Below are 20,754 nucleotides of genomic sequence, written 5' to 3' on the forward strand. Positions count from 1 at the left end.
ACGGACCCGACGGGAACGCCTCCCCCGGTCCGAGGGCGGACCGGGGGCCGAACGCCTCCCCGGGTCCGAACGCCTCCCCGGGCCGGAGCGCGGCCCGGGGACGGAACGCGTGCCTCTCGCGGGCTGCGGCTGCGGCGGCGGGGTGCCGGGCGTCCAGGGGGCGGAGGCCCGTAGGGGTGTGCGGGATGGCGGGGTCCCCGGGTGTCCCGGCGGCGCGGCGCAGCGCCGCCCGGAAGGCGTCCGCGTCGGGGTGGCGGTCGGCGGGGCGGGGCGCGGTGGCCCGGCGCAGCACCGCCACCACCGGCGCGGGCACCTCGTCCAGGTGCGGCCGGGGGCCGGGGCCGCCGAGCAACCGCAGGCCGAGCCGCCCCAGCCCGAACACGTCGCTGCGGGTGTCCACCACGGCCAGCGGATCGTCCTGTTCGGGCGCCATGTAGCCGGGCGTGCCGGCGCGGGCGGTCAGCCCGGAGGCGGCGGCGAGCGCCTTGGCCAGCCCGAGGTCGGCGATGACCACCCGTTCCCCGTCGGCGGTCGAGGTGAACAGCACGTTGCCCGGGGTGAGGTCGCGGTGCACCACCCGCTCCCGGTGCAGCACGGCGACCCCGGCGGCGATCTCGTCGAGCAGCGCCAGGGCCAGCGGCACCGGCGGGGTGCCGGTGGCCAGCCGGTCCCGCAGGCTTCCGCCGTCGGCCAGGGCCAGCACGGCGTACGGCCGGCCGTCGGGTAGTTCGCCGACCGCGTGCACCCGTACCAGCCGGGGGTGGTCGAGCCGCCGCAGCAGCCGGGCCTCGTCCCGGAAGCGTTCACGGACCCGCAGGTCGTGGCTCCAGTTCTCGGCCAGCACCTTGATCGCCACCCGGGAGTCGAGAGCGGGATCGTGGCCGAGCCAGACGGTCGCGAAGGAGCCCGCACCGAGCAGCCGTTGCACCCGGTAGGGCCCGATCCACGCCGGAGTGCCCATCGTCCCACCCCCACCGCACGGTAACCGGCGTCGACGGGTGGCGGCGTCCACCGGAGCCGGTCGGAAAACCGACGAACGGATTCCGGTCGGGCGGAGACCAACAGAACGACGGACCCGTACCCGCGAAGGAGTTCTCATGCGTCGTCTCCGCACCATCCTGCTCACCGGCCTGCTGGCCCTGGCCGTCGTCGCGCCGGCCGTGCCCGCCGGGGCGCATCCCGGCGTCCGGCCGGAATCCACCGTGGACCGCGCCCCGGGCGTCGCCGCGGACCTGCGGTCGGGCGGCCTCCCGGGGCGGTCCACCGGCGGCACCGACCTGCTCGGCGTCCGGGGCGCGGGCCCGTTCCGGATCGGCGCGTCACTGACCCGGCTCACCGCGGCCGGCCTGATCGACTGGACGGTCGTCGACTGCGACGGCGTGGTCCGGGCCGGCGTCACCGGCGAGTGGGCCGGGGTGATCCTGGTGGCCTTCCGCGACGGACGGCTGGTCGAGGTGGGTACCGCCACCGCGCCGCCCCGCTCCCCGGCCGGGGCGGCCGTGGGCATGTCCTTCGCCGAGGTGGCGCAGATCTACGGCCCCCGGGGCGCGTTCATCCGCAACGACGCCGGGGACGCCACGGCGTACCTGGTGCGGTTCGGCAGCCGGGTCGAGCTGTTCACCGGGCACCCGATCCGGCCGGGCGTCGGCTACTTCCAGGTCGGCACGGCGGATCACGTCGAGCGGAACTTCCGGCGGGGCCGTTCCTGCTGATCCGCCCCGGCACCGGGCCGGGGTGGCGGGGGGCTCCCCCTGTCACCCCGGCCGCATGGTGCTGTCCCCACATTGCTGGGTCACTCGACATTAGTGTGTGCCACACAGTATGGTGTGAGACATGGTCAACGAGGAGGTTCTGCGGACCCATCTCCAGGAGCTGCGCCGCGGCACGGTGGTGGTCGCCAGCCTGCTGGCCCTGCGCGAGCCCGACTACGGCTACGCGCTGCTGCAACGCCTCGCCGGGCACGGCTTCCCGGTCGACGCCAACACCCTCTACCCGCTGCTGCGGCGGCTGGAGGAACAGGGGCTGCTGACCAGCGAGTGGAACACCGAGGAGAGCCGGCCGCGCAAGTTCTACCGGACCAGCGCCGACGGCGAGACGGTGCTGGCCCGGTTGCTCGACGACCTCGCCGCCGTGCAGACCTCCGTCACCGGGCTGATCGAAGGAGTCGACCGATGAGCACCCTGACCGACCGCTACCTCGCAGCCACCCTGCGGGCGGTGCCGGCGCCCCGGCGGGAGGAGATCGCCACCGAGCTGCGGGCCGCCATCGCGGACATGGTCGACGACCGGGTCGGCGGCGGGCAGGACCCGACCACCGCCGAACGCGAGGTGCTCACCGAACTCGGCCACCCCGAGCGGCTGGCCGCCCGCTACGCCGACCGCCGGCTCCAACTCATCGGCCCGGCCTACTACCTGATCTGGCAACGGCTGCTGCGCCGGCTGCTGACCGTCATCCCCGGCGTGGTCGGCGTCGTCGTCGGCGTGGCACAGGCGACCGTCGGCGACAACCCGGGCGGGGCCATCGGGTCGGGCATCACCGCGGCCTTCCAGACCGCGGTCCAGATCGCCTTCTGGGTGACCCTGAGCTTCGCGATCCTGGAACGCACCAACGCCTCCCTCGACCTGCCCGAGTGGAACGTCGACCAGCTACCCGAGGCACCGGTGGAGCGCGACATCCGGCTCTCCGACACCTGCGCCTCGGTGGCGATGCTCCTGCTCACCCTGGCCTTCCTGCCCTGGCAGCACGTCCGGTCCTGGGCCCGGGACACCGACGGCACGCGCATCCCGCTGCTCGACCCGGCGCTGTGGACGTCCTGGCTGCCGGTGCTCGCCGCCGTGCTGGTGGCCACCGTGGCACTGGAACTGGTCAAGTACCGCACCGGCCGGTGGACGTGGCCGCTCGTCGGGGCCAACGCCCTGCTCGACCTGGCCTTCGCCGTACCGCTGATCTGGCTGGTGCTCACCGACCGGCTGCTCAACCCGGACCTGGTCGCCCGGTTCGGCTGGCTGCGCGACGGCGACGGCCTCGGCGTCGCCTCCCGGGTCACGGTCGTGGTCATCGTGGCGGTCACGCTCTGGGATCTCGTCGAGAGCGTGCTGAAGGCCCGCCGGTCGGCCGCCGCCCGGGTCGACGCCTGAAGCCCCGGTCCCGGTCCGGCGCACACGGGGACGCCGGACCGGGACCGGTACCACGCACAACGCACGCACAACGGGCCGGTCGGCGGGGAGCGCGTCCCCGCCGGCCGGCCCGCCGGTGTCCCGGTCCCGCCGTCAGGCGTCCACCGCCGCCATCACGTCGTCGGAGACGTCGAAGTTGGCGTACACGTTCTGCACGTCGTCGCAGTCTTCCAGCACGTCGATCAGCTTGAAGACCTTGCGCGCGCCGTCCTCGTCCAGCGGCACGTTGACGCTGGGGATCAGCGAGGACTCGGCCGACTCGTACTCGATCCCGGCGTCGCGCAGCGCGGTGCGGACCGCGATCAGGTCGGTCGGTTCGGAGACCACCTCGTACGCCTCACCGAGGTCGTTGACCTCCTCGGCGCCGGCGTCGAGGACCGCCATCATCACGTCGTCCTCGGTGGTGTCGGCCTTGGGGACGATCACCACGCCCTTGCGGGAGAACATGTACGACACCGAGCCGGCGTCGGCGAGCGAACCGCCGTTGCGGGTCAGCGCGGTACGGACCTCGGTGGCGGCCCGGTTGCGGTTGTCGGTCAGGCACTCGATCAGCATGGCCACGCCGTTCGGGCCGTACCCCTCGTACATGATGGTCTGCCAGTCGGCGCCGCCGGCCTCCAGGCCGGAGCCACGCTTGACCGCGCGGTCGATGTTGTCGTTCGGCACCGAGCTCTTCTTGGCCTTCTGGATGGCGTCGAAGAGGGTCGGGTTGCCGGCCGGGTCACCGCCGCCGGTACGGGCCGCGACCTCGACGTTCTTGATCAGCTTGGCGAACATCTTGCCGCGCTTGGCGTCGATGACGGCCTTCTTGTGCTTGGTGGTCGCCCACTTGGAGTGGCCGGACATCTCATACCTCCGTCTGTTGACTCACGCCCCGCGTCGACTGGCCGCGCCGACTCCAGACCAGGACCGGCCGCGCTGGAGGGCTGCGACGGGCAGTGCCCGCGCCGAACCGCGGCAATCCTACCGAGAGCACCGACCCCGCCGTCACACCCGGCGCGTCACCACCGCCGGCCCACGGCGTTTTCGCCACGAATGACCCGGTTCATCGCGGGGCGGGCGGGGCGGATCGGCGGGTGGGCCGGCTCAGCGGGCGGCGGCGACCAGGTCGGCGAAGTAGCGGTGCAGGCGCAGGTCGCCGGTCAGCTCCGGGTGGAACGAGGTGGCCAGCAGGTTGCCCTGGCGGACGGCGACCACCCGGTCGACCGCCGGCCCACCGGTGACCCGGCCCAGCACCTCGACGTCGGGATCGACCCGCTCGACCCACGGGGCCCGGATGAAGACGGCGTGGAACGCGGGCCCGTCGACCCCGGCGATGCGCACCGGGGCCTCGAACGAATCCACCTGGCGACCGAACGCGTTGCGCCGCACGGTCATCCCGATGCCGGCGAAACCCCGCTGGTCGGGGCGGCCGTCCAGCACCTCGGCGGCCAGCATGATCATGCCGGCGCAGGAGCCGTAGACCGGCATCCCGGCGGCGATCCGCTTGTCGACCGGCTCCCGCAGGCCGAAGATGTCCACCAGCTTGCTCATCGTGGTGGACTCCCCGCCGGGGACGACCAGCCCGTCGACCGCGTCCAGCTCGGCCGGCCGGCGCACCGGGCGGGCGTCGACGCCGACCCCGGTCAGGGCGGTGAGGTGCTCCCGCACGTCGCCCTGTAGCGCCAGCACCCCGATCACCGGTCCGCGCACGGCTCCCCCTCCCGACGTCGTGGCCCCCGGGTCACCAGCCGCGCTCGGCGAGGCGGTGCGGCTGCGGGATCTCGTCGACGTTGATGCCGACCATCGCCTCGCCCAGCCCCCGGGACACCTTGGCCAGCACGTCCGGGTCGTCGTGGAAGGTGGTGGCCTTGACGATCGCGGCGGCCCGCTGGGCCGGGTTGCCCGACTTGAAGATGCCGGAGCCGACGAAGACGCCCTCCGCGCCGAGCTGCATCATCATCGCGGCGTCGGCCGGGGTGGCGATGCCGCCCGCGGTGAACAGCACCACCGGCAGCTTGCCCGTCTCGGCGACCTCCCGGACCAGCTCGTACGGGGCCTGCAACTCCTTGGCGGCGACGAACAGCTCGTCGGCCGGCAGGGAACTGAGCCGGGCGATCTCCTGGCGGATCTTCCGCATGTGCATGGTGGCGTTGGAGACGTCCCCGGTGCCCGCCTCGCCCTTGGAGCGGATCATGGCCGCGCCCTCGGTGATCCGGCGCAGCGCCTCACCCAGGTTGGTCGCGCCGCACACGAAGGGGACGGTGAACGCCCACTTGTCGATGTGGTTGGCGTAGTCGGCCGGGGTCAGCACCTCGGACTCGTCGACGTAGTCGACGCCGAGCGACTGGAGGATCTGCGCCTCGACGAAGTGGCCGATCCGGGCCTTGGCCATCACCGGGATGGAGACCGCCCCGATGATGGACTCGATCATGTCCGGGTCGCTCATCCGGGACACGCCGCCCTGGGCCCGGATGTCGGCCGGCACCCGCTCCAGCGCCATCACGGCCACCGCGCCGGCGTCCTCGGCGATCCTGGCCTGCTCGGCGGTGACCACGTCCATGATCACGCCGCCCTTGAGCATCTCGGCCATGCCGCGCTTGACCCGGGCGGTGCCCCAGACCTGGGCGTCACCGGCGTTCGGGGAGGTCGTTTCGGGCACGGCTCATCACTCCTCGGACGTGCTGGGGGTGGGTTCCGGCTGATGCTACGACCGCCGCGACGCCGTTCCGACAGCCAATCGGCCCCACGGTGGCCTGCCCTGTGGCCCCCGTCACCCCCACCGGGCACCGCCTCCCGGCGGCCCGGTCACGCGCTCCGCCTCCCGGCCGCGCTCCGGGCCGGCACGCCGTGGGTCAGCCCGTCGGGACGTCGGCGGGCAGGGCCAGGGTCGGGTCGTCGATGTCGAAGTAGCGCGGCCACGGGTGGCGACGGCCCATCCGGCACAACCGCACCAGCGGCCGGCTGCGCGCGGAGCGGGCGTCGCGGACCAGGTCGGTGTGCACCTGCCGGGACAGGGCCAGCCGCCGGCTCGCCGCGATCACCGCCTCGCACGCCGGATCGGCCGGGTCGAGCCGGACCGCCCGCAGTTGCCGGGTCAGGTCGTTCTCGGCCGCCTCCCGCTCCTCGGGGAGGGCGTCCAGGGCGATCCGGGCCGCCGCGTACAACTCGACGCCGTAGCGCTTCTCGGCCAGCACCGCGGCGGCGGCGGCCCGGCGCAGCAGGTGCGCGTCGAGGGCCCGCGCCGCCGACTCCGCCCGGGTCTGCAACCGCTCGACCCGGCCGGCCGTCCAGCCCAGGTACACCGCGAGCAGGGCGACCACGACCGCGGTGGCCAGCACCGCCCACAGGTGCGGCAGCATGCTGCTCACCCGGGACCACCCAGCCCCGCCCACTCCTGGTCGATGACCCGGCCGTCGGTGGCCTCGATGGCCGCCGCGTAGACCTCCACCACCCGGCGGGCCACCACCGGCCAGTCGTAGTGGGCGACCACCTGCTCGCCGCAGGCCGTCAACGCGGCCCGCTGCGCCGGATCGTCGAGCAGCTCCGCCAGGGCGGTACGCAGGCCGGCGGAGTCGCCGGTCGGGAAGAGCCGGCCCGCCCGCCCGCCGTCGAGCACCCGCCGGAACGCGTCCAGGTCGCTGGCGACCACGGTGGCACCGGCCGCGAGCGCCTCGGTGAGGATCATGCCGAACGACTCACCGCCGGTGTTCGGAGCGACGTAGAGGTCGACGCTGCGCAGCATCCGGGCCTTGTCGACCTCGGAGACCAGGCCGAGGAACGTCACCCGGTCGCGCAGCTCCGCCGGGAACTGCCCGAACAGGTCGTCCGGCTCGCCCGGCCCGGCCACCAGCAGGCGCAACCCGGGCCGGTGCGGGGCCAGCGCGACGAAGGCGTCCCGCAGGATCGGGAAGCCCTTGCGGGCCTCGGTGAACCGGCCGAGGAAACCCAGCGTCCCGCCGCTGCCGGTGGCGCACTCCCCCGGCCAGCCGGGCAGCGGCTCGACCCCGGCGAACTTCGCCACCGCCACCCCGTTGGGGATCTCCACCGCCCCGCCGTCGAGATGCTCGACCTGCACCTTACGGGCCAGCGCGCTGACCGCGATCCGGGCGGTGATCCGCTCCAGCAGGATCTGGAGGACGCCCTGCGCGGCGGCCAGCATCCGGGACCGGGTCAGCGCGGTGTGGAACGTCGCCACCACCGGACCCCGGGCCGACAGCACCGCCATCATCGACAGGCTCGGGATCAGCGGCTCGTGCACGTGCAGCACGTCGAAGTCGCCCCGGGTGATCCAGCGCCGCACCCGGGTCGTGTAGAAGGGCCCGAACGCGATCCGGGCCACCGAACCGTTGTACGGCAGCGGCACCGTCCGACCGGCGGCGACCACGTACGGCGGCAGCAGCGTCGACTCCTCGTCGGCGGGGGCCAGCACGCTCACCTCGTGCCCCAGCCCGATCAGCGCCTCGGCCAGGTCCATGACGTGGTTCTGCACCCCGCCCGGGACGTCGAAGGAGTACGGGCACACGATGCCGATCCGCACTGGCGCCCCCTCCCTCAGACCGATCCGGCGCTGGCCGGGGGCGGCGGCGCGGTGGACCCGCCGTCGGTGGAGCCCCGCTGGTCCAGCCACATCCGCTGCAACATGTGCCAGTCTTGCGGATGACGGGCGATGCCCGCCGCCAGACGGTCGGCAATCCGCTGGGTCAGCACCTGGACCCGCTCGTCCAGGGGTGCGCTGTCCGGCTCGGGGACCGGCAGCGGGCCCTCCAACTGCGCGCGCGGCATCTCCGGTTCGTACCACAGCGAGGCAACATAGAGCGGGGCGCCGGTGCGGATGGCCAGCAGGGCGGGGCCGGCCGGCATCTTGGTACGCGCGCCGAAGAAGTCCACCTCGATGCCCCGGGCCGAGAGGTCCCGGTCGGCCAGCAGCGGCACCACCGCGCCGCTGTGCAGCCGGTCCACCAGCACGTCGAAGGCGGGGCGGGCGCCGCCGTGGGTGGGCAGGATCTCCATGCCGAGGCCCTGCCGGAAGGCGAGGAAACGCTCGTAGACGCCCTCCGGCTTGAGCCGTTCGGCGACGGTGGTGATCGGCCAGCCGTTGGCCGCGACCCAGGCGCCGGCGGCGTCCCAGTTGCCGGCGTGCGGCAGCGCCACCACCGCGCCCCGGCCGGCCGCCACGTCGGCGGCGAGCAGCTCCGACCCGCCCAGGTGGAAGCCGGCGAGGATCTGCCGGCGGCTCAGCGAGGGCAGCCGGAACGCCTCCATCCAGTACCGGGCGTACGACCGCAGGCCCTGCTTGACCAGCGCGTCCAGCTCCGTCTCGGGCAGGTCGGGGCCGACCACCCGGCGCAGGTTGGCGCGCAGTCGGGTGACGCCCTTGCCCCGGCCCCGGTGGGCGCGGTCGGCACCGGCCTGGAAGGCGGCGGCGACCACGGGCCGGGGCAGCGCGCGGGCCAGCCGCCAGCCGGCGACGTAGCCGAGTTCGGTGAGGTTCACTCCCGGCCGACCAGTTGCGCCTGCCGGTACACGTGGGCCACCCGCTGGCCGACCGTGAAGATCGACACCGCGGCGAGCAGCCAGAGCGAGATCTCCAGGGCCGGGCCGACGCCGAGACCGGTGAGCAGCCCACCGACCCCGACGATCAGCAGCCGTTCGGTACGTTCCGCGACGCCGACGTTGCCGCTCATCCCCAGCCCCTCGGCGCGGGCCTTGACGTAGGAGACCAGCCCTCCGGCGGCCAGGCAGACCAGCGCGGCGGCCACCCCGGAGTGGTTGCCCTCGGTGGCCAGCCAGTAGGCGACCGCGCCGAAGACCGCGCTGTCGGCGACCCGGTCCATCGACGAGTCGAGGAACGCGCCGAACCGGGTCGAGCCGCCGCTCATCCGGGCCATCGTCCCGTCGAGCATGTCGGTCAGCGCGAAGAACGTCACGATCAGCGCTCCGGCGACGAGCTGGCCGCGGGCGCCGAAACCGAGCGCGCCGACGAGCACGCCGACGGTGCCGGCCACGGTGACCGCGTTGGGGGACACGCCGGCGCGGAGCAGACCGCGCGCGACCGGCTCCACGACGCGGGTCATCCCCGCGCGGGCCGTCACTTGGAAGATCTTCGCCATGGCGGTCCCACGATAACGGCCGGCAGCGGCGGACGGTACGGCCGGTCGCCCGACCCGCCCGGGAGGCTTGTGCCGACCCCCCGCCGGGTGTGAGATCGGGGTGGAAGGTGAGCCAGCTCACCGTCACGGCCGTTGACCGTCGTCCGGCCGGCGGGCCACCGGAGGATAGCGCCGCGGCACCCGCCCCGGGCCCGCTTCCCGTCGCGCGCGGCGGTCGCCATCCACCACCGGCTGAGGGAGGTGCGCCGCGATGGCGCAGAAGAACCACGACAGGGGAGCCACCGGTGTGCCGGCGGTGACCGACCCCGGCACGGTACGCAACGTGGTGCTGGTCGGGCACTCGGGGGCCGGCAAGACGACCCTGGTCGAGGCGCTGCTCGCGGCCAGCGGCACGATCGACCGGGCCGGCAGCGTCGCCGCCGGCACCACCGTCGGCGACCACGACCCCGCCGCAGTACGCCAGCAGCGTTCCGTCGCCCTGTCCTGCGCGCCGCTGGTGCACGCCGGGGTGACGGTGAACCTGCTGGACACCCCCGGGTACGGCGACTTCGTCGGCGAGCTGCGGGCCGGTCTGCGGGCCGCCGACGCGGCACTGTTCGTGGTGTCCGCCGTCGACGGGATGGACGCCGCCACGGCCGCCCTGTGGGAGGAGTGCGCCGCGGTCGACCTGCCGCGTGCGGTGGCGGTCGCCCGGCTGGACCATCCGCGCGCCGACTTCGACGAGGCGGTGGCGCTGTGCCAGCGGGTCTTCGGCGACAACGTGCTCCCGCTGCACCTGCCGATGCTCGGTGACGACGGCGAGTCGGTGGCCGGCCTGCTGGCGCTGGTCACCCGGCGGGTGCACGACTACTCGGCCGGGCTGCCCGCCACGGTACGGGACCCGGACCCGCAGCACCTGCCGGCGATCACCGAGTCCCGGGGCGAGCTGATCGAGGGGATCATCGCCGAGAGCGAGGACGAGACCCTGATGGACCGCTACCTCGACGGCGAGGAGATCGACACCCAGGTGCTGGTCGCCGACCTGGAGAAGGCGGTCGCCCGGGGGCACTTCTACCCGGTGATGCCGGTCTGCGCGGCCACCGGAGTCGGCCTGGACGTGCTGCTCGACGCCCTGGTGTCGGCGTTCCCGTCGCCGCTGGAACGGCCGGTGCCGGCGGTCACCGGGCTGGACGGCTCCCCCCGGCCGCCGCTGGACTGCGACCCGGACGGCCCGCTGGTCGCCGAGGTGGTCCGGACCACCGTCGACCGGCACGTCGGCCGGGTCTGCCTGGTCCGGGTCTTCTCCGGCACGCTGCGCCCCGACCAGACAGTGCACGTCTGCGGGCACGGGATGGCCGACCGGGGCCACCCCGACCACGACGCCGACGAGCGGATCGGGCACGTCTACCGCCCGCTCGGGGCGGCCCTGCGGGAGGTGGACGCCTGCGTCGCGGGCGACATCTGCGCGATCACCAAGTCGGGCAGCGCGGAGACCGGCGACACCGTCTCGGCGCGCGACGAGCCGCTGCTGATCGCGCCCTGGGAGATGCCGGAGCCGCTGCTGCCGGTGGCGGTGGTGGCCCGCAGCCGGGCCGACGAGGACGCCCTCGCCCGCAACCTGGGCCGGCTGATCGTGGGTGACCCGACGCTGCGGCTGGAACGCAACCCGCAGACCCAGCAGCTGGTGCTGTGGTGCATGGGCGAGGCGCACGCCGACGTGGTGCTCGACCGGCTCCGGGCCGGCGGGGTGGAGCTGGACACCGAGCCGGTGCGGGTGCCGCTGCGGGAGACGTTCACGGTGGCCGCCACGGGGCACGGGCGGCACGTCAAGCAGTCCGGCGGGCACGGCCAGTACGCGGTCTGCGACCTCACGGTGGAGCCGTTGCCCCGGGGTGCGGGGGTCGAGTTCGTCGACCGGGTGGTCGGCGGGGCGGTGCCGCACCAGTACGTGCCGTCGGTGGAGAAGGGCGTCCGGGCGCAGTTGGCGCGGGGCCTGGTCGCCGGCCATCCGGTGGTGGACGTGCGGGTGACCCTGGTCGACGGCAAGGCGCACAGCGTCGACTCGTCGGACGCCGCGTTCCAGACCGCCGCCGCGCTCGCCCTGCGCGACGCCGCCGGGCGGGGCGGGCCGACGCTGCTGGAACCGGTCGACGAGGTGGTGGTCCGGGTGGTCGACTCCGCCGTCGGGGCGGTGCTGGGCGACCTGTCCGGTCGGCGGGGCCGGGTGCTCGGCACCGAGGCCGACCCGGACGCCGAGGGCCGCACCCTGATCCGGGCCGAGGTGCCCGCCCTGGAGCTGCTGCGCTACGCGGTGGAGCTGCGGGCCCTGACCGCCGGCACCGGCACCTTCCGCCGGGAGTTCGCCCACTACGACCCGATGCCCGCCCACCTGGCCGACGCCTCAGCCCCCACCCCGAAATAACCCCCACTCCCCCCGCCCCGCCCCGCCGCCCTGTCCTGTCCTGTCCTACCCCGCCCCGTCGATCATGGAGTTGTGGTGGGGGTTGAGCCCCCATATGCCACTTATGCGGAGCCCCACAACTCCATGATCGACGGGGGCGGGGTGGGGGCGGGGGGGGGTTAGGGGCGGGCGGCGGGGAGGGGGGGTAGTGGCCAGTGCGGCCGGTCGGCGTCGCGCAGCGCGGCCGTACGCAGGGCGGCGAGCTGCCGTTCCACCTCGGCGAAGTGGTCCGGGCTGAGCGGGCCGAGGCACAGTGCGGCGGCGTTCTCCTCCACCTGGGCGACGGTACGGCAGCCGGGGATCGGCACCGCCCGGCCGCTGCGCGCCCAGATCCAGCCCAGCGCGCCCTGGACCAGGGTCCGGCCGTCGGCGGTGAGCGCGCCGCGTACGGCGGTGACCCGGCGCAGCCACTCCGGCGCGGGCCGGCCGCCCCGGAACCACTCCAGCCAGCCGGGGGCCATCCCCCGCACGTCGTCGCGGGGCAGCGTGGAGGCGGTCGTGTACTTGCCGGTGAGCAGCCCCATCCCGAGCGGCCCCCGGTTGACGCTGGCCAGGTCGTGTTTGTCGCAGGTGGCCAGCATCACCGGGGCGTCGCGCAGTACCGACAGGCTGTGCTGGATCGCGGTGGCGTGCGGGGCGACCTGGGCGAAGCCGGCGGCCCGGTCGGCCCGGTCGGTGCTCCAGCCGTACGCCCGGACGAGGCCGTCGGCGACCAGGTCCTCGCAGGTGCCGACCAGCGCCTCCACCCGGGGCAGCGGCAGGTCGCCCAGGTGCAGCTGGTAGAGGTCGATCCGGTCGGTGTCCAGCCGGCGCAGCGAGGCGACGACCGCCCGCCGCAGGTACGCCGGGGAGGCGTCCTCGCCGGTGGCCTGCCGGGACCGTTCGTCGAAGGTGTACCCCCACTTGGTGGCGATCACCGCCTCGTCCCGGCGGCCGGCCAGCGCCCGCCCGAGGACCCGTTCGCCGTGCCCGGCGCCGTACGTGTCGGCGGTGTCGAAGAGGGTCACGCCGAGGTCGAGGGCACGGCGGACGGCCCGCACCGACTCCTCGTCGTCGACCGCACCCCAGCCCAGCGGCTGGGACCCTTCAGCCCAGGGGCCACCGATCGCCCAGCACCCCATGCCGAGGGCGCTGACCTCGATGCCGCTGCGACCCAACACCCGTGTCGTCACTGCCATTGACGCATCGTGTCACCTTCCGGGCGGCGCGGCGGGCGAACCTGACCCAGCGTGCCCGATCGACCACATGCGACACCCGGCGGACGCCCCGCCCGGGGTGGCGGTCAGCGGGGCAGGACGCGGGCCAGCGGCAGCGGCGTCGGCCGACCCGGCCAGGAGCCGGTCAGCGTGCCGGCGTCCGACCCGTCGCCCGAGAGGCCGCCACCCGACAGGCCACCGCCCGACAGACCGTCGCCGGACAGCCGACGGGCGACGGCCAGGTCGACGGTGTCGGTGCCGATCACGGTCGGGTCGCCGTCGCGCACCTGGCGTACCGCGCCGACGACGGGGGCCGGGACACGGCCGGTGACGGCGATCGTCATGGACGGCGGGCGGGACTCGCGTCCCGCGTCGGTCTCGAAGTACTCCTCGGCCTGGCCGCCGCCGGTGCGGATCGCGGTGGCCAGCGCGGCGGCGTAGACCGGGTCGCCGCAGGCGTCGTAGACCCAGCGGGGGCCGAGCACCGAGTGGTCGGTGGTGCCGACCAGCCACCGCTCGGCACCGGCCAGCGGCGCGCCCCGGTAGGTCAGCGGAACCTGGTACACGGGTGCGTCGCCGACCCGGACGAGCAGCGTCTCGATGCCCACCTCGCCCGCCGGGTCGTCGAACCGGTAGCCGGCCACCCGGACCGGCTCCCCGCCGGCCGGGCCCGCGTACCACGGCCGGTCGGGCAGCCAGCCGGCCAGGAGTTCGAGTTTGCTCGGGCTGATCTCCGCCCGGTGCAGCAGCGCCATGGTCGCCTTCCGGAGTCGGGCCGGGCCGGTCAGGACGGCCAGGCGTGGGCGAGCAGCTCGCGGGTGTCGGCGAGCAGTTGCGGCAGCACCTTCGTCCGGCCGATCACCGGCATGAAGTTGATGTCCCCACCCCAGCGGGGCACCACGTGCTGGTGCAGGTGGGCGGCGATGCCGGCGCCGGCCACCCCGCCCTGGTTCATCCCCAGGTTGAACCCGTGCGCGCTGCTGACCTGCCGGACCACCCGCATCGCGGTCTGGGTGAACGCCGCCAGCTCCACCGTCTCGGCCTGGTCGAGTTCGGTGTAGTCGGCCACGTGCCGGTAGGGGCAGACCAGCAGGTGTCCCGGGTTGTACGGGTAGAGGTTGAGCACCGCGAAGACGTGCGTGCCCCGCGCCACCACCAGGCTGCGTTCCGGCGGCAACCCGGGGGCCAGGCAGAACGGGCAGCCGGCGGGTTTCTCGTAGCCCCCCTCGGGGCGGTCCTCCCCGGAGATGTACGTCATCCGGTGCGGGGTCCAGAGCCGGTCGAGCCCGTCCGCCAGGCCGTGGTCCGTGTCGCCGTCGAGGTGCCGCTCCGCCCCAGTCACACCGCCGATCCTACGATCCCCCACCACGCCCGCCACCGACCCGTCGGAACGCGGCCGGTGGCGGGCGGGGTCGGGCCGGGTCAGGCGGCGGCGGACGGCCCCGCGTTGGCCCGCGACGAGACCACGTCGAGCACGTGGTCGACCGCCTCGGCGACCGGCACGCCGTTGCGCTGGGAGCCGTCGCGGTAGCGGAACGAGACGGTGCCGGCGGCCACGTCGTCGTCCCCGGCGATCACCATGAACGGGATCTTCTGCTGCTGGGCGGTGCGGATCTTCTTCTGCATCCGGTCGTCACCGGCGTCGACCTGGGCCCGGATGCCCTTGGCGCGCAGCGCCGCGACGAACCCGTGCAGGTACTCGGTGTGGTCCTCGCGGATCGGGATGCCGACCACCTGCACCGGGGCCAGCCAGGCCGGGAACGCCCCGGCGTAGTGCTCGGTGAGCACCCCGAAGAACCGCTCGATCGAGCCGAATAGCGCCCGGTGGATCATCACCGGCCGCTGCCGGCTGCCGTCGGCCGCCTGGTACTCCAGGCCGAACCGCTCGGGCAGGTTGAAGTCGACCTGGATGGTGGACATCTGCCAGGTCCGGCCGATGGCGTCCTTGGCCTGGACGGAGATCTTCGGCCCGTAGAAGGCCGCCCCGCCCGGGTCGGGCACCAGGTGCAGGCCGGACTCCTCGGCGGCCGAGCGCAGCGCCTCGGTGGCCCGCTCCCAGTTCTCGTCGGTGCCGACCGACTTGTCCGGGTTACGGGTGGACAGTTCCAGGTAGAAGTCGTCCAGGCCGTAGTCGCGCAGCAGTTCCAGGACGAAGGCGAGCAGCGACTTCAGCTCACCGGCCATCTGCTCCTCGGTGCAGAAGATGTGCGCGTCGTCCTGCGTCATGCCCCGGACCCGGGTCAGGCCGTGCACCACGCCCGACTTCTCGTACCGGTAGACCGTGCCGAACTCGAACATCCGCAGCGGCAGCTCCCGGTAGGAGCGGCCCCGGGACCGGAAGATCAGGTCGTGCATCGGGCAGTTCATCGGCTTGAGGTAGTAGTTCGCCCCCTCCACCTCCATGGGGGGGAACATCCCGTCGGCGTACCAGTCGAGGTGCCCGGAGACCTCGTACAGGTGGCCCTTGGTGATGTGCGGGGTGTTGACGAACGAGTAGCCGGCCTCCTCGTGCTTGACCCGCGAGTAGTTCTCCATCTCCCGGCGGATGATGCCGCCCTTGGGGTGGAAGACCGCCAGGCCGGAGCCCAGCTCGTCGGGGAAGCTGAACAGGTCGAGGTCCACCCCGAGCTTGCGGTGGTCGCGCCGGGCGGCCTCCTCCAGCAGCTTCAGGTACGCCTTCAGCTCGTCGCGGGTCGGCCACGCGGTGCCGTAGACCCGCTGGAGCTGCGGGTTCTTCTCCGACCCCCGCCAGTACGCGGCGGCCGAGCGCATCAGCTTGAACGCGCCGATCAGCCGGGTGTTCGGCAGGTGCGGGCCCCGGCACAGGTCCGACCAGCAGACCTTGTCCTCGGTCGCGGCGAGGTTGTCGTAGATGGTCAGCTCGCCGCCGCCCACCTCCATCACCTCGCTGGTGTCCAGCCCCTCGCCCTTGACCTCGATGAGTTCCAGCTTGAACGGCTCGGCGGCCAGCTCGGCCCTGGCCTCGTCGAGGCTGCCGAAGCGGCGACGGCGGAACCGCTGGCCGGACTTGACGATCTCCTGCATCCGCTTTTCGAGCTTGGTCAGGTCATCGGGCTGGAACGGCTTGTCGACGGCGAAGTCGTAGTAGAAGCCGTTCTCGATCGGCGGGCCGATGCCGAGCTTCGCCTCGGGGAAGACGTCCTGCACGGCCTGGGCGAGCACGTGCGCGGTGGAGTGCCGCAGCACGTTGAGCCCGTCCGGCGAGTCGAGGCTGACCGGTTCGACGGTGGTGTCCTCGGCGGGGGCCCAGTCCAGGTCGCGGAGCTGGCCCTGCGGGTCGCGGACCACCACGACCGCCTTCGGGCCGGCGGCGGGCAGCCCGGCCGCGGCCACCGCGTCGGCCGCCGTCGTCCCGGCGGCGACGACGACGGGGTCGGCCACGACGGGGGTACGGGGTGCGGACACGGTGAACTCCTCAACGGCAGGCGGCACGGATGGGCCGGACGCGCCGGCTGCTTCGATGCTATCGGTCCCGCCGTCGCCCCCGGTCGCCGGGAAAGGAAGCCCGGTGGCGGTATCGACCCGCACCGGCGTTGAACCTTTTCGGCCCGCCGTCCGAACTACCCGGTGTGGCCGGAGCCGGTGTCGGCCACGGCGAGACGGATGGGGGCGGAAGATGACGACGACCCGCGGTGACGTCCGGCGGCGTCGGACCGTGCTGGTGCTGGCTGCGGTCGCGGCCGGGGTGTTCGGCGCCCCGGGCGCGGCGCTGGCGGACGGGCTGACGTCCAGCCCGAGCCAGGCGGTGCAGGGCGACGCGGTGGAGTTGACGTTCGTGGTGCCCGAGCAGCGGCCCGGCGCGCGCACCGAGAAGATCGAGTTCAGGATGCCGCCGGACGCCCCGATCGGCGAGGTGTACCCGCTGTCGGTGGACGGCTGGGCACCCCTGATCACCTCCCGTGAGCTGGAAGCGCCGGTGGCCGGCATCCACGCCCCGTCGGTGAGCACGGTGACCTCGGCGGTGGTCTGGACCCGGGGTGCCGGGCCGGCGGTCCCGGGTCCGGCCCGGCTCTCGGTGGCCATGGGTCCGTTGCCGCAGACCGACCGGATGACCTTCGAGGTGGTGCAGACCTACTCCGACGGCACGGTGGTGCGTTGGGCCGACCCGGCCGGGGGTGGGCATCCCGCCCCGACGCTGGCGCTGGTGCCGCCGGCTCCCGGTGCGGCGACCGGGCACCACGGCGGCGCGGCCGACGGGACGGACGCCCAGGCGGCCCCCGCCGCTGACGCCGCACCGGCCGACGACGACGGCGGTCCCAGTGCGGACCTGCTGCTCGGCGGCGGCCTGCTGGTCGGGTTGGGCGGCGGCGCGGCGATCGGCTGGGTGGCGAGCCGCTCGCGCCGCCGGGCCGCCGCCGACGACGCGCGGGACGACGACCCGACGTCGGACCCCGGCTCCGCCCCCGACGAGCGGGGCTGGCGGCTCGACGGGCACGCCCACACAGACACCGAGCGGGTGTCGACGCGCTGAGCGCCGGCCGGGCCGGTTCAGTCCAGCCAGTCCGGCAGGGCCTCCCGGGCGGCCACCCAGTCGGCGGGCACTCCGCCGGGCGTACCGACCCCGGTGTGGCCGCCGATGATCCCGCCGACGATGGCGGCGGTGGTGTCGACGTCGCCGCCCGCCTCGACGCAGGCGCGGATGGCGGCCGGGTAGTCGGTCAGGTGGGTGGCGACCACCCAGAGGGTGAAGGCGACCGTGTCCTGGGCGGTCACCCGGGCGCCGTTGCCCAGCGCCGCGACGGCCTCGTCGAGGCCGCGACCGAGCAGGCCGATCGCGCGGCGTACCCCCCGGTGCACCGTGCTGGCCGGATCGACGGCCCCGGCGACGGTGGTAAGCAGCCGGGCCACGTCGGGGCGGGGTTCCCCGTCCAGCCGGGCCCGGGCGGCGAGGGAGGCGGCGACGGCCACCGCGACCGCGCCGGCGATCCCCTCCGGGTGGGCGTGGGTGACCTCGGCGCTGACCCGGGCCCGGGACGCGGCACGGGTGGTCGAGTCGGCGTACCAGGCGCCGAGCGGGGCGACCCGCATCGCCGCGCCGTTGCCGCAGGAGCCCTGGCCGTCGAAGGCCGACGCGGCGGCCACCGGCCACGGGGTGCCGGTGCGGATCAGCCGCAGGATGCTCACCGCACCCGGCCCGTAGCCCCGGTAGGGCTCGGCCCGGGTGGCGAAGGCCAGCGCCAGCCGGTCGGCGTCGATGTCGCCGTGGGTGGCGAGTTCGGCCAGCACCGAGCAGGCCATCTCGGTGTCGTCGGTCCACTGCCAGGGCGACGGGGGCAGCCGGCCGGCCGCGAGGTCGTCGGGTCGCCGGCCCGGGACGAAGAACTGTGAGCCGAGGGCGTCGCCGACGGACAGCCCGGCGAGGCTGTCCCGGGCCAACGCCAACCGGGCGTCGGGAAACAGGGTGAACGGCATCGTCGTACCATTTTGCCCGGTTCGCGGATGCGCCGCAACGCGCCCGACTTGCCACGGGCAGTACGGTGCTGACGTGGCCACCGTGCTCCTGGTCGAAGACGACCACGTCGTCCGCGGCGCGATGCTGCGTTCGCTCAGTGAACGGGGGCACGCGGTGCACGCGGTCGGCACCGCGCTGGACGCGCTGCGTCGGGTCGCCGCCGAGACACCCGATCTGGTCGTGCTCGACCTGGGCCTGCCCGACCTCGACGGCTCGGATGCGCTGCGGATGCTGCGCGGCATCACCGACGTGCCGATCATCATCGCCACCGCCCGCGACGACGAGCAGTCGGTGGTCCGCCTGCTGCGGGCCGGCGCGGACGACTACATGGTCAAACCGTTCACCGGCGCCCACCTGGACGCCCGGATCACCACCGTGCTGCGTCGGGTCGGCCGGGCCAGCCGTACCGTCGCGCCGGCCGTGCACACCGTCGGTGGGCTGCGGGTGGACGTGGGCGAGCGCAGCGCGGTGCTCGACGGGGAGCCGCTGGCGCTCACCCGTAAGGAATTCGACCTGCTGGCGTACCTGGCGGCGCGGCCTGGCCGGGTGGTGTCCCGGCGGGAACTCTTGGAGGAGGTATGGCGCCAACCGTCGGTCGGCGAGGACCAGACCATCGACGTGCACCTGTACTGGCTGCGCCGAAAGATGGGCGAGTCCGCGGCGAAGCCGCGCTACCTGCGCACCGTGCGGGGGGTGGGGTTCCGGCTGGTGGCCCCCGACTGAGGCCGGCGCTGGCCGCGTTGACGGCCGGCATGTGCGCGCTCGTCGCGTCGGCGTTCCTCGTCCCGCTCGGGTTGACCCTGCGCGGGGAGGTACGCGAGGAGGCGTTGGCCGACGCGGCGCGACGCGGGGCGCTGGTCACCGGCGCGCTCGCCGTCAGCACCGAGCCGGCGGCGGTCCGCCGCGCGGTCGAGGCGACCGGGGACGACCCGGCGACCCGTCCGGTGGTGCACGGCCTGGCCGGGGAGCAGCCGGCCGGCCGGGCGTCGGCCGACGACCTGGAACGGGCACGGGCCGGGGAGCAGTCCCGGGTGGTCGACGTCGACGGCGGGCTGCTACGGCTCGACCCGGTGGTGCTCGACGGCCGGGTCGCCGTGGTCGAGGTCTTCGTGCCCGACGCCGTCCTCGACGAGGGGGCCGACGGCACCTGGCTGCTGCTCACCGGGGTGGCCGTGGCGCTGGTCGGCGCGGCGGTGATCGTGGTGGACCGGGTCGCCGCGCGGGCGGTCGACTCCACCCGGGCACTGGTCCGCGCCGCGCTCGCCGTGGGCGACGGCGACCTGGGGGTACGGGTCGAACCGAGCGGCCCGCGCGAGCTGGCCGAGGCGGGGTACGCGTTCAACCGGATGGCCGACCGGCTGGTCGCCGCCCGCACCGACGAGCGGGAGCTGGTGGCGGACCTGTCGCACCGGCTGCGTACCCCGTTGACGGTGCTGCGGCTGGACGCCGAGGGGCTGGACTCCGACGACACCAGCGTCGGCTCGTTCAGCGCGGCGGAGCTGGACCGGCGGCGGACGATCCGGCGCATCCGGCAGGCGATCGTCACCCTGGAGGGCGAGATCGACGTGCTGATCAAGACGACCCGCAAGGCGGTGGCGCACGAGGCCGGGCCGGCCGAGTGCGACGTCAGCGAGGTGGTCCGGGACCGGATGGTGTTCTGGGCGGCGCTGGCCGGCGACCAGAACCGCCCGCATCGGGTCAGCGGCGCGCAGTTGCGGATTCCGGTGCCGGTGCCCCGGGCCGAGCTGGCCGCCGCCCTGGACGCGGTGATCGGCAACGTCTTCCGCTACACCCCGCAGGGCACCGCGTTCGAGGTGGCCGTGTCCCGCCGGGACGGGTACGTGGCGATCCGGATCGACGACGCCGGGCCGGGCATCGCCAACCCGGACCGGGCGTTGCGGCGCGGGGCCAGCGACCAGGGCTCGACCGGGTTGGGGCTGGACATCGCCCGGCGGGTGGCGTTGCAGGCCAACGGCTCGGTGAGCCTCGACCGGGCCCGCCTGGGCGGGGCGAGCGTGGTGATGCTGCTGGCCGATCCGCAGGCCACACCCCGGCAGGTCAACCGGTTCGGTCTGGTGGGTCGGATGGCGCGGGAGGCCCGGGAGCAGAAGGGCGGGGGCCGCCGCTGGCCCCGGCAGCGTCCCACCGACGGCTGAGCGACGGTCGCTGGTTGTGGTGTGCCGCAAGGTTTCCTTAGATCCGGATTAACGACGGCGACGCGGGGCCGGCGGGCTGACAGGATCTGGTCCGAACCCATCAGTTCCACCGGCCTGTCGCCCCTGACACCCACCGGCCGGTGGATCGGTACGCGCGGCGGGGGCACGGTCCCCCACACCAGCTCCCGCCGCGTGTACACCACTTCTCCGGGTTTCCCCCT

At 74.4% G+C, this 20,754-nt stretch carries 20 protein-coding genes; 7 read left to right on the forward strand and 13 right to left on the reverse strand.

The window, feature by feature from the left end:
- A partial coding sequence (locus H1A17_RS23650; protein ID WP_228544116.1) for a serine/threonine-protein kinase occupies positions 1–961 on the reverse strand: 961 nt, incomplete at its 3' end.
- 136 nt (positions 962–1,097) lie between these two features.
- On the opposite strand from H1A17_RS23650, the gene H1A17_RS23655 reads away from it, so the two are divergent.
- The 3 genes from H1A17_RS23655 to H1A17_RS23665 all read left to right on the forward strand — a co-directional run bounded on the left by H1A17_RS23655 (position 1,098) and on the right by H1A17_RS23665 (position 3,137).
- The gene (locus tag H1A17_RS23655; RefSeq protein WP_194822923.1) at positions 1,098–1,712 is read left to right on the forward strand and encodes a hypothetical protein; all 615 of its coding nucleotides are present in this window, start codon (positions 1,098–1,100) and stop codon (positions 1,710–1,712) included.
- Between the two features lie 121 nt (positions 1,713–1,833).
- Positions 1,834–2,175, forward strand: coding sequence for a PadR family transcriptional regulator (locus tag H1A17_RS23660; RefSeq protein ID WP_145918874.1), 342 nt, complete (start codon positions 1,834–1,836; stop codon positions 2,173–2,175).
- On the forward strand, positions 2,172–3,137 hold the full coding sequence (locus H1A17_RS23665; RefSeq protein WP_145918873.1) for a permease prefix domain 1-containing protein: 966 nt from the start codon (positions 2,172–2,174) through the stop codon (positions 3,135–3,137). Before H1A17_RS23660 ends, H1A17_RS23665 begins: the two co-directional genes overlap by 4 nt.
- A gap of 132 nt (positions 3,138–3,269) precedes the next feature.
- Here H1A17_RS23665 and H1A17_RS23670 read toward each other — a convergent pair whose 3' ends face one another.
- The 7 genes from H1A17_RS23670 to pgsA all read right to left on the reverse strand — a co-directional run bounded on the left by H1A17_RS23670 (position 3,270) and on the right by pgsA (position 9,268).
- Entirely contained in the window at positions 3,270–4,022 is a 753-nt protein-coding gene (locus tag H1A17_RS23670; protein ID WP_088644024.1) for a YebC/PmpR family DNA-binding transcriptional regulator, read from the reverse strand.
- 240 nt (positions 4,023–4,262) lie between these two features.
- Entirely contained in the window at positions 4,263–4,868 is a 606-nt protein-coding gene (gene pdxT / locus H1A17_RS23675) for a pyridoxal 5'-phosphate synthase glutaminase subunit PdxT (protein WP_145918872.1), read from the reverse strand.
- A gap of 31 nt (positions 4,869–4,899) precedes the next feature.
- Complete coding sequence (gene pdxS / locus H1A17_RS23680) at positions 4,900–5,817, reverse strand: pyridoxal 5'-phosphate synthase lyase subunit PdxS (protein ID WP_145918871.1); 918 nt, start codon at positions 5,815–5,817, stop codon at positions 4,900–4,902.
- A 193-nt stretch (positions 5,818–6,010) separates the two neighbouring features.
- Positions 6,011–6,517, reverse strand: a complete 507-nt coding sequence (locus tag H1A17_RS23685) for a hypothetical protein (RefSeq protein ID WP_194822930.1) — start codon at positions 6,515–6,517, stop codon at positions 6,011–6,013.
- Between the two features lie 5 nt (positions 6,518–6,522).
- Positions 6,523–7,695 carry a glycosyltransferase family 4 protein gene (locus H1A17_RS23690; RefSeq protein WP_145918870.1) on the reverse strand — a complete coding sequence of 391 codons (1,173 nt, stop codon included), beginning with the start codon at positions 7,693–7,695 and terminating at the stop codon, positions 6,523–6,525.
- Between the two features lie 14 nt (positions 7,696–7,709).
- Positions 7,710–8,651 (reverse strand): phosphatidylinositol mannoside acyltransferase, encoded by a 942-nt coding sequence (locus H1A17_RS23695; RefSeq protein ID WP_145918869.1) that lies wholly within the window; start codon positions 8,649–8,651, stop codon positions 7,710–7,712.
- Positions 8,648–9,268, reverse strand: coding sequence for a phosphatidylinositol phosphate synthase (gene pgsA / locus H1A17_RS23700; RefSeq protein WP_145918868.1), 621 nt, complete (start codon positions 9,266–9,268; stop codon positions 8,648–8,650). The genes H1A17_RS23695 and pgsA overlap by 4 nt, the downstream gene beginning before the upstream one ends.
- Before the next feature lie 250 nt (positions 9,269–9,518).
- Between pgsA and H1A17_RS23705 the strand changes: the two genes are divergently transcribed.
- Positions 9,519–11,669 carry an elongation factor G-like protein EF-G2 gene (locus H1A17_RS23705; protein ID WP_194822924.1) on the forward strand — a complete coding sequence of 717 codons (2,151 nt, stop codon included), beginning with the start codon at positions 9,519–9,521 and terminating at the stop codon, positions 11,667–11,669.
- A gap of 158 nt (positions 11,670–11,827) precedes the next feature.
- Here the strand turns inward: H1A17_RS23705 and H1A17_RS23710 are convergent, their stop codons facing one another.
- The 4 genes from H1A17_RS23710 to thrS form a co-directional block, all read right to left on the reverse strand.
- A complete protein-coding gene (locus tag H1A17_RS23710) occupies positions 11,828–12,886 on the reverse strand; it encodes an aldo/keto reductase (protein WP_194822925.1) in 1,059 nt (352 codons plus the stop codon).
- A gap of 104 nt (positions 12,887–12,990) precedes the next feature.
- Positions 12,991–13,659: a hypothetical protein gene (locus tag H1A17_RS23715; protein ID WP_194822926.1), complete on the reverse strand. Its 669-nt coding sequence runs from the start codon at positions 13,657–13,659 to the stop codon at positions 12,991–12,993.
- Between the two features lie 29 nt (positions 13,660–13,688).
- Positions 13,689–14,246 (reverse strand): HIT domain-containing protein, encoded by a 558-nt coding sequence (locus H1A17_RS23720; protein ID WP_370517031.1) that lies wholly within the window; start codon positions 14,244–14,246, stop codon positions 13,689–13,691.
- 80 nt (positions 14,247–14,326) lie between these two features.
- Positions 14,327–16,330, reverse strand: coding sequence for a threonine--tRNA ligase (gene thrS / locus H1A17_RS23725; protein ID WP_145918864.1), 2,004 nt, complete (start codon positions 16,328–16,330; stop codon positions 14,327–14,329).
- A gap of 211 nt (positions 16,331–16,541) precedes the next feature.
- Between thrS and H1A17_RS23730 the strand changes: the two genes are divergently transcribed.
- Positions 16,542–17,396 carry a DUF1775 domain-containing protein gene (locus tag H1A17_RS23730; protein WP_194822927.1) on the forward strand — a complete coding sequence of 285 codons (855 nt, stop codon included), beginning with the start codon at positions 16,542–16,544 and terminating at the stop codon, positions 17,394–17,396.
- Positions 17,397–17,413: 17 nt separating this feature from the next.
- On the opposite strand, the gene H1A17_RS23735 is transcribed toward H1A17_RS23730, so the two are convergent.
- Positions 17,414–18,337, reverse strand: coding sequence for an ADP-ribosylglycohydrolase family protein (locus H1A17_RS23735; RefSeq protein WP_194822928.1), 924 nt, complete (start codon positions 18,335–18,337; stop codon positions 17,414–17,416).
- 73 nt (positions 18,338–18,410) lie between these two features.
- Here H1A17_RS23735 and H1A17_RS23740 point away from each other — a divergent pair, with 73 nt between their 5' ends.
- Positions 18,411–19,100: a response regulator transcription factor gene (locus H1A17_RS23740; RefSeq protein WP_145918861.1), complete on the forward strand. Its 690-nt coding sequence runs from the start codon at positions 18,411–18,413 to the stop codon at positions 19,098–19,100.
- Positions 19,101–19,129: 29 nt separating this feature from the next.
- A complete protein-coding gene (locus tag H1A17_RS23745) occupies positions 19,130–20,533 on the forward strand; it encodes a HAMP domain-containing sensor histidine kinase (protein ID WP_145918860.1) in 1,404 nt (467 codons plus the stop codon).
- Positions 20,534–20,754: the final 221 nt, after the last annotated feature.

It is taken from the genome of Micromonospora sp. S-DT3-3-22 (genome assembly GCF_015354745.1).
GTDB lineage: Bacteria > Actinomycetota > Actinomycetes > Mycobacteriales > Micromonosporaceae > Micromonospora > Micromonospora wenchangensis.

Bases quoted from the DNA above. Each gene is read 5' to 3' on its own strand.
- H1A17_RS23655 (WP_194822923.1), top strand. From the start codon at position 1,098: ATGCGTCGTCTCCGCACCATCCTGCTCACCGGCCTGCTGGCCCTGGCC.
- H1A17_RS23660 (WP_145918874.1), top strand. From the start codon at position 1,834: ATGGTCAACGAGGAGGTTCTGCGGACCCATCTCCAGGAGCTGCGCCGC.
- H1A17_RS23665 (WP_145918873.1), top strand. From the start codon at position 2,172: ATGAGCACCCTGACCGACCGCTACCTCGCAGCCACCCTGCGGGCGGTG.
- H1A17_RS23670 (WP_088644024.1), bottom strand. From the start codon at position 4,022: ATGTCCGGCCACTCCAAGTGGGCGACCACCAAGCACAAGAAGGCCGTC.
- H1A17_RS23685 (WP_194822930.1), bottom strand. From the start codon at position 6,517: ATGCTGCCGCACCTGTGGGCGGTGCTGGCCACCGCGGTCGTGGTCGCC.
- pgsA (WP_145918868.1), bottom strand. From the start codon at position 9,268: ATGGCGAAGATCTTCCAAGTGACGGCCCGCGCGGGGATGACCCGCGTC.
- H1A17_RS23705 (WP_194822924.1), top strand. From the start codon at position 9,519: ATGGCGCAGAAGAACCACGACAGGGGAGCCACCGGTGTGCCGGCGGTG.
- H1A17_RS23710 (WP_194822925.1), bottom strand. From the start codon at position 12,886: ATGGCAGTGACGACACGGGTGTTGGGTCGCAGCGGCATCGAGGTCAGC.
- H1A17_RS23715 (WP_194822926.1), bottom strand. From the start codon at position 13,659: ATGGCGCTGCTGCACCGGGCGGAGATCAGCCCGAGCAAACTCGAACTC.
- H1A17_RS23730 (WP_194822927.1), top strand. From the start codon at position 16,542: ATGACGACGACCCGCGGTGACGTCCGGCGGCGTCGGACCGTGCTGGTG.
- H1A17_RS23735 (WP_194822928.1), bottom strand. From the start codon at position 18,337: ATGCCGTTCACCCTGTTTCCCGACGCCCGGTTGGCGTTGGCCCGGGAC.
- H1A17_RS23745 (WP_145918860.1), top strand. From the start codon at position 19,130: ATGTGCGCGCTCGTCGCGTCGGCGTTCCTCGTCCCGCTCGGGTTGACC.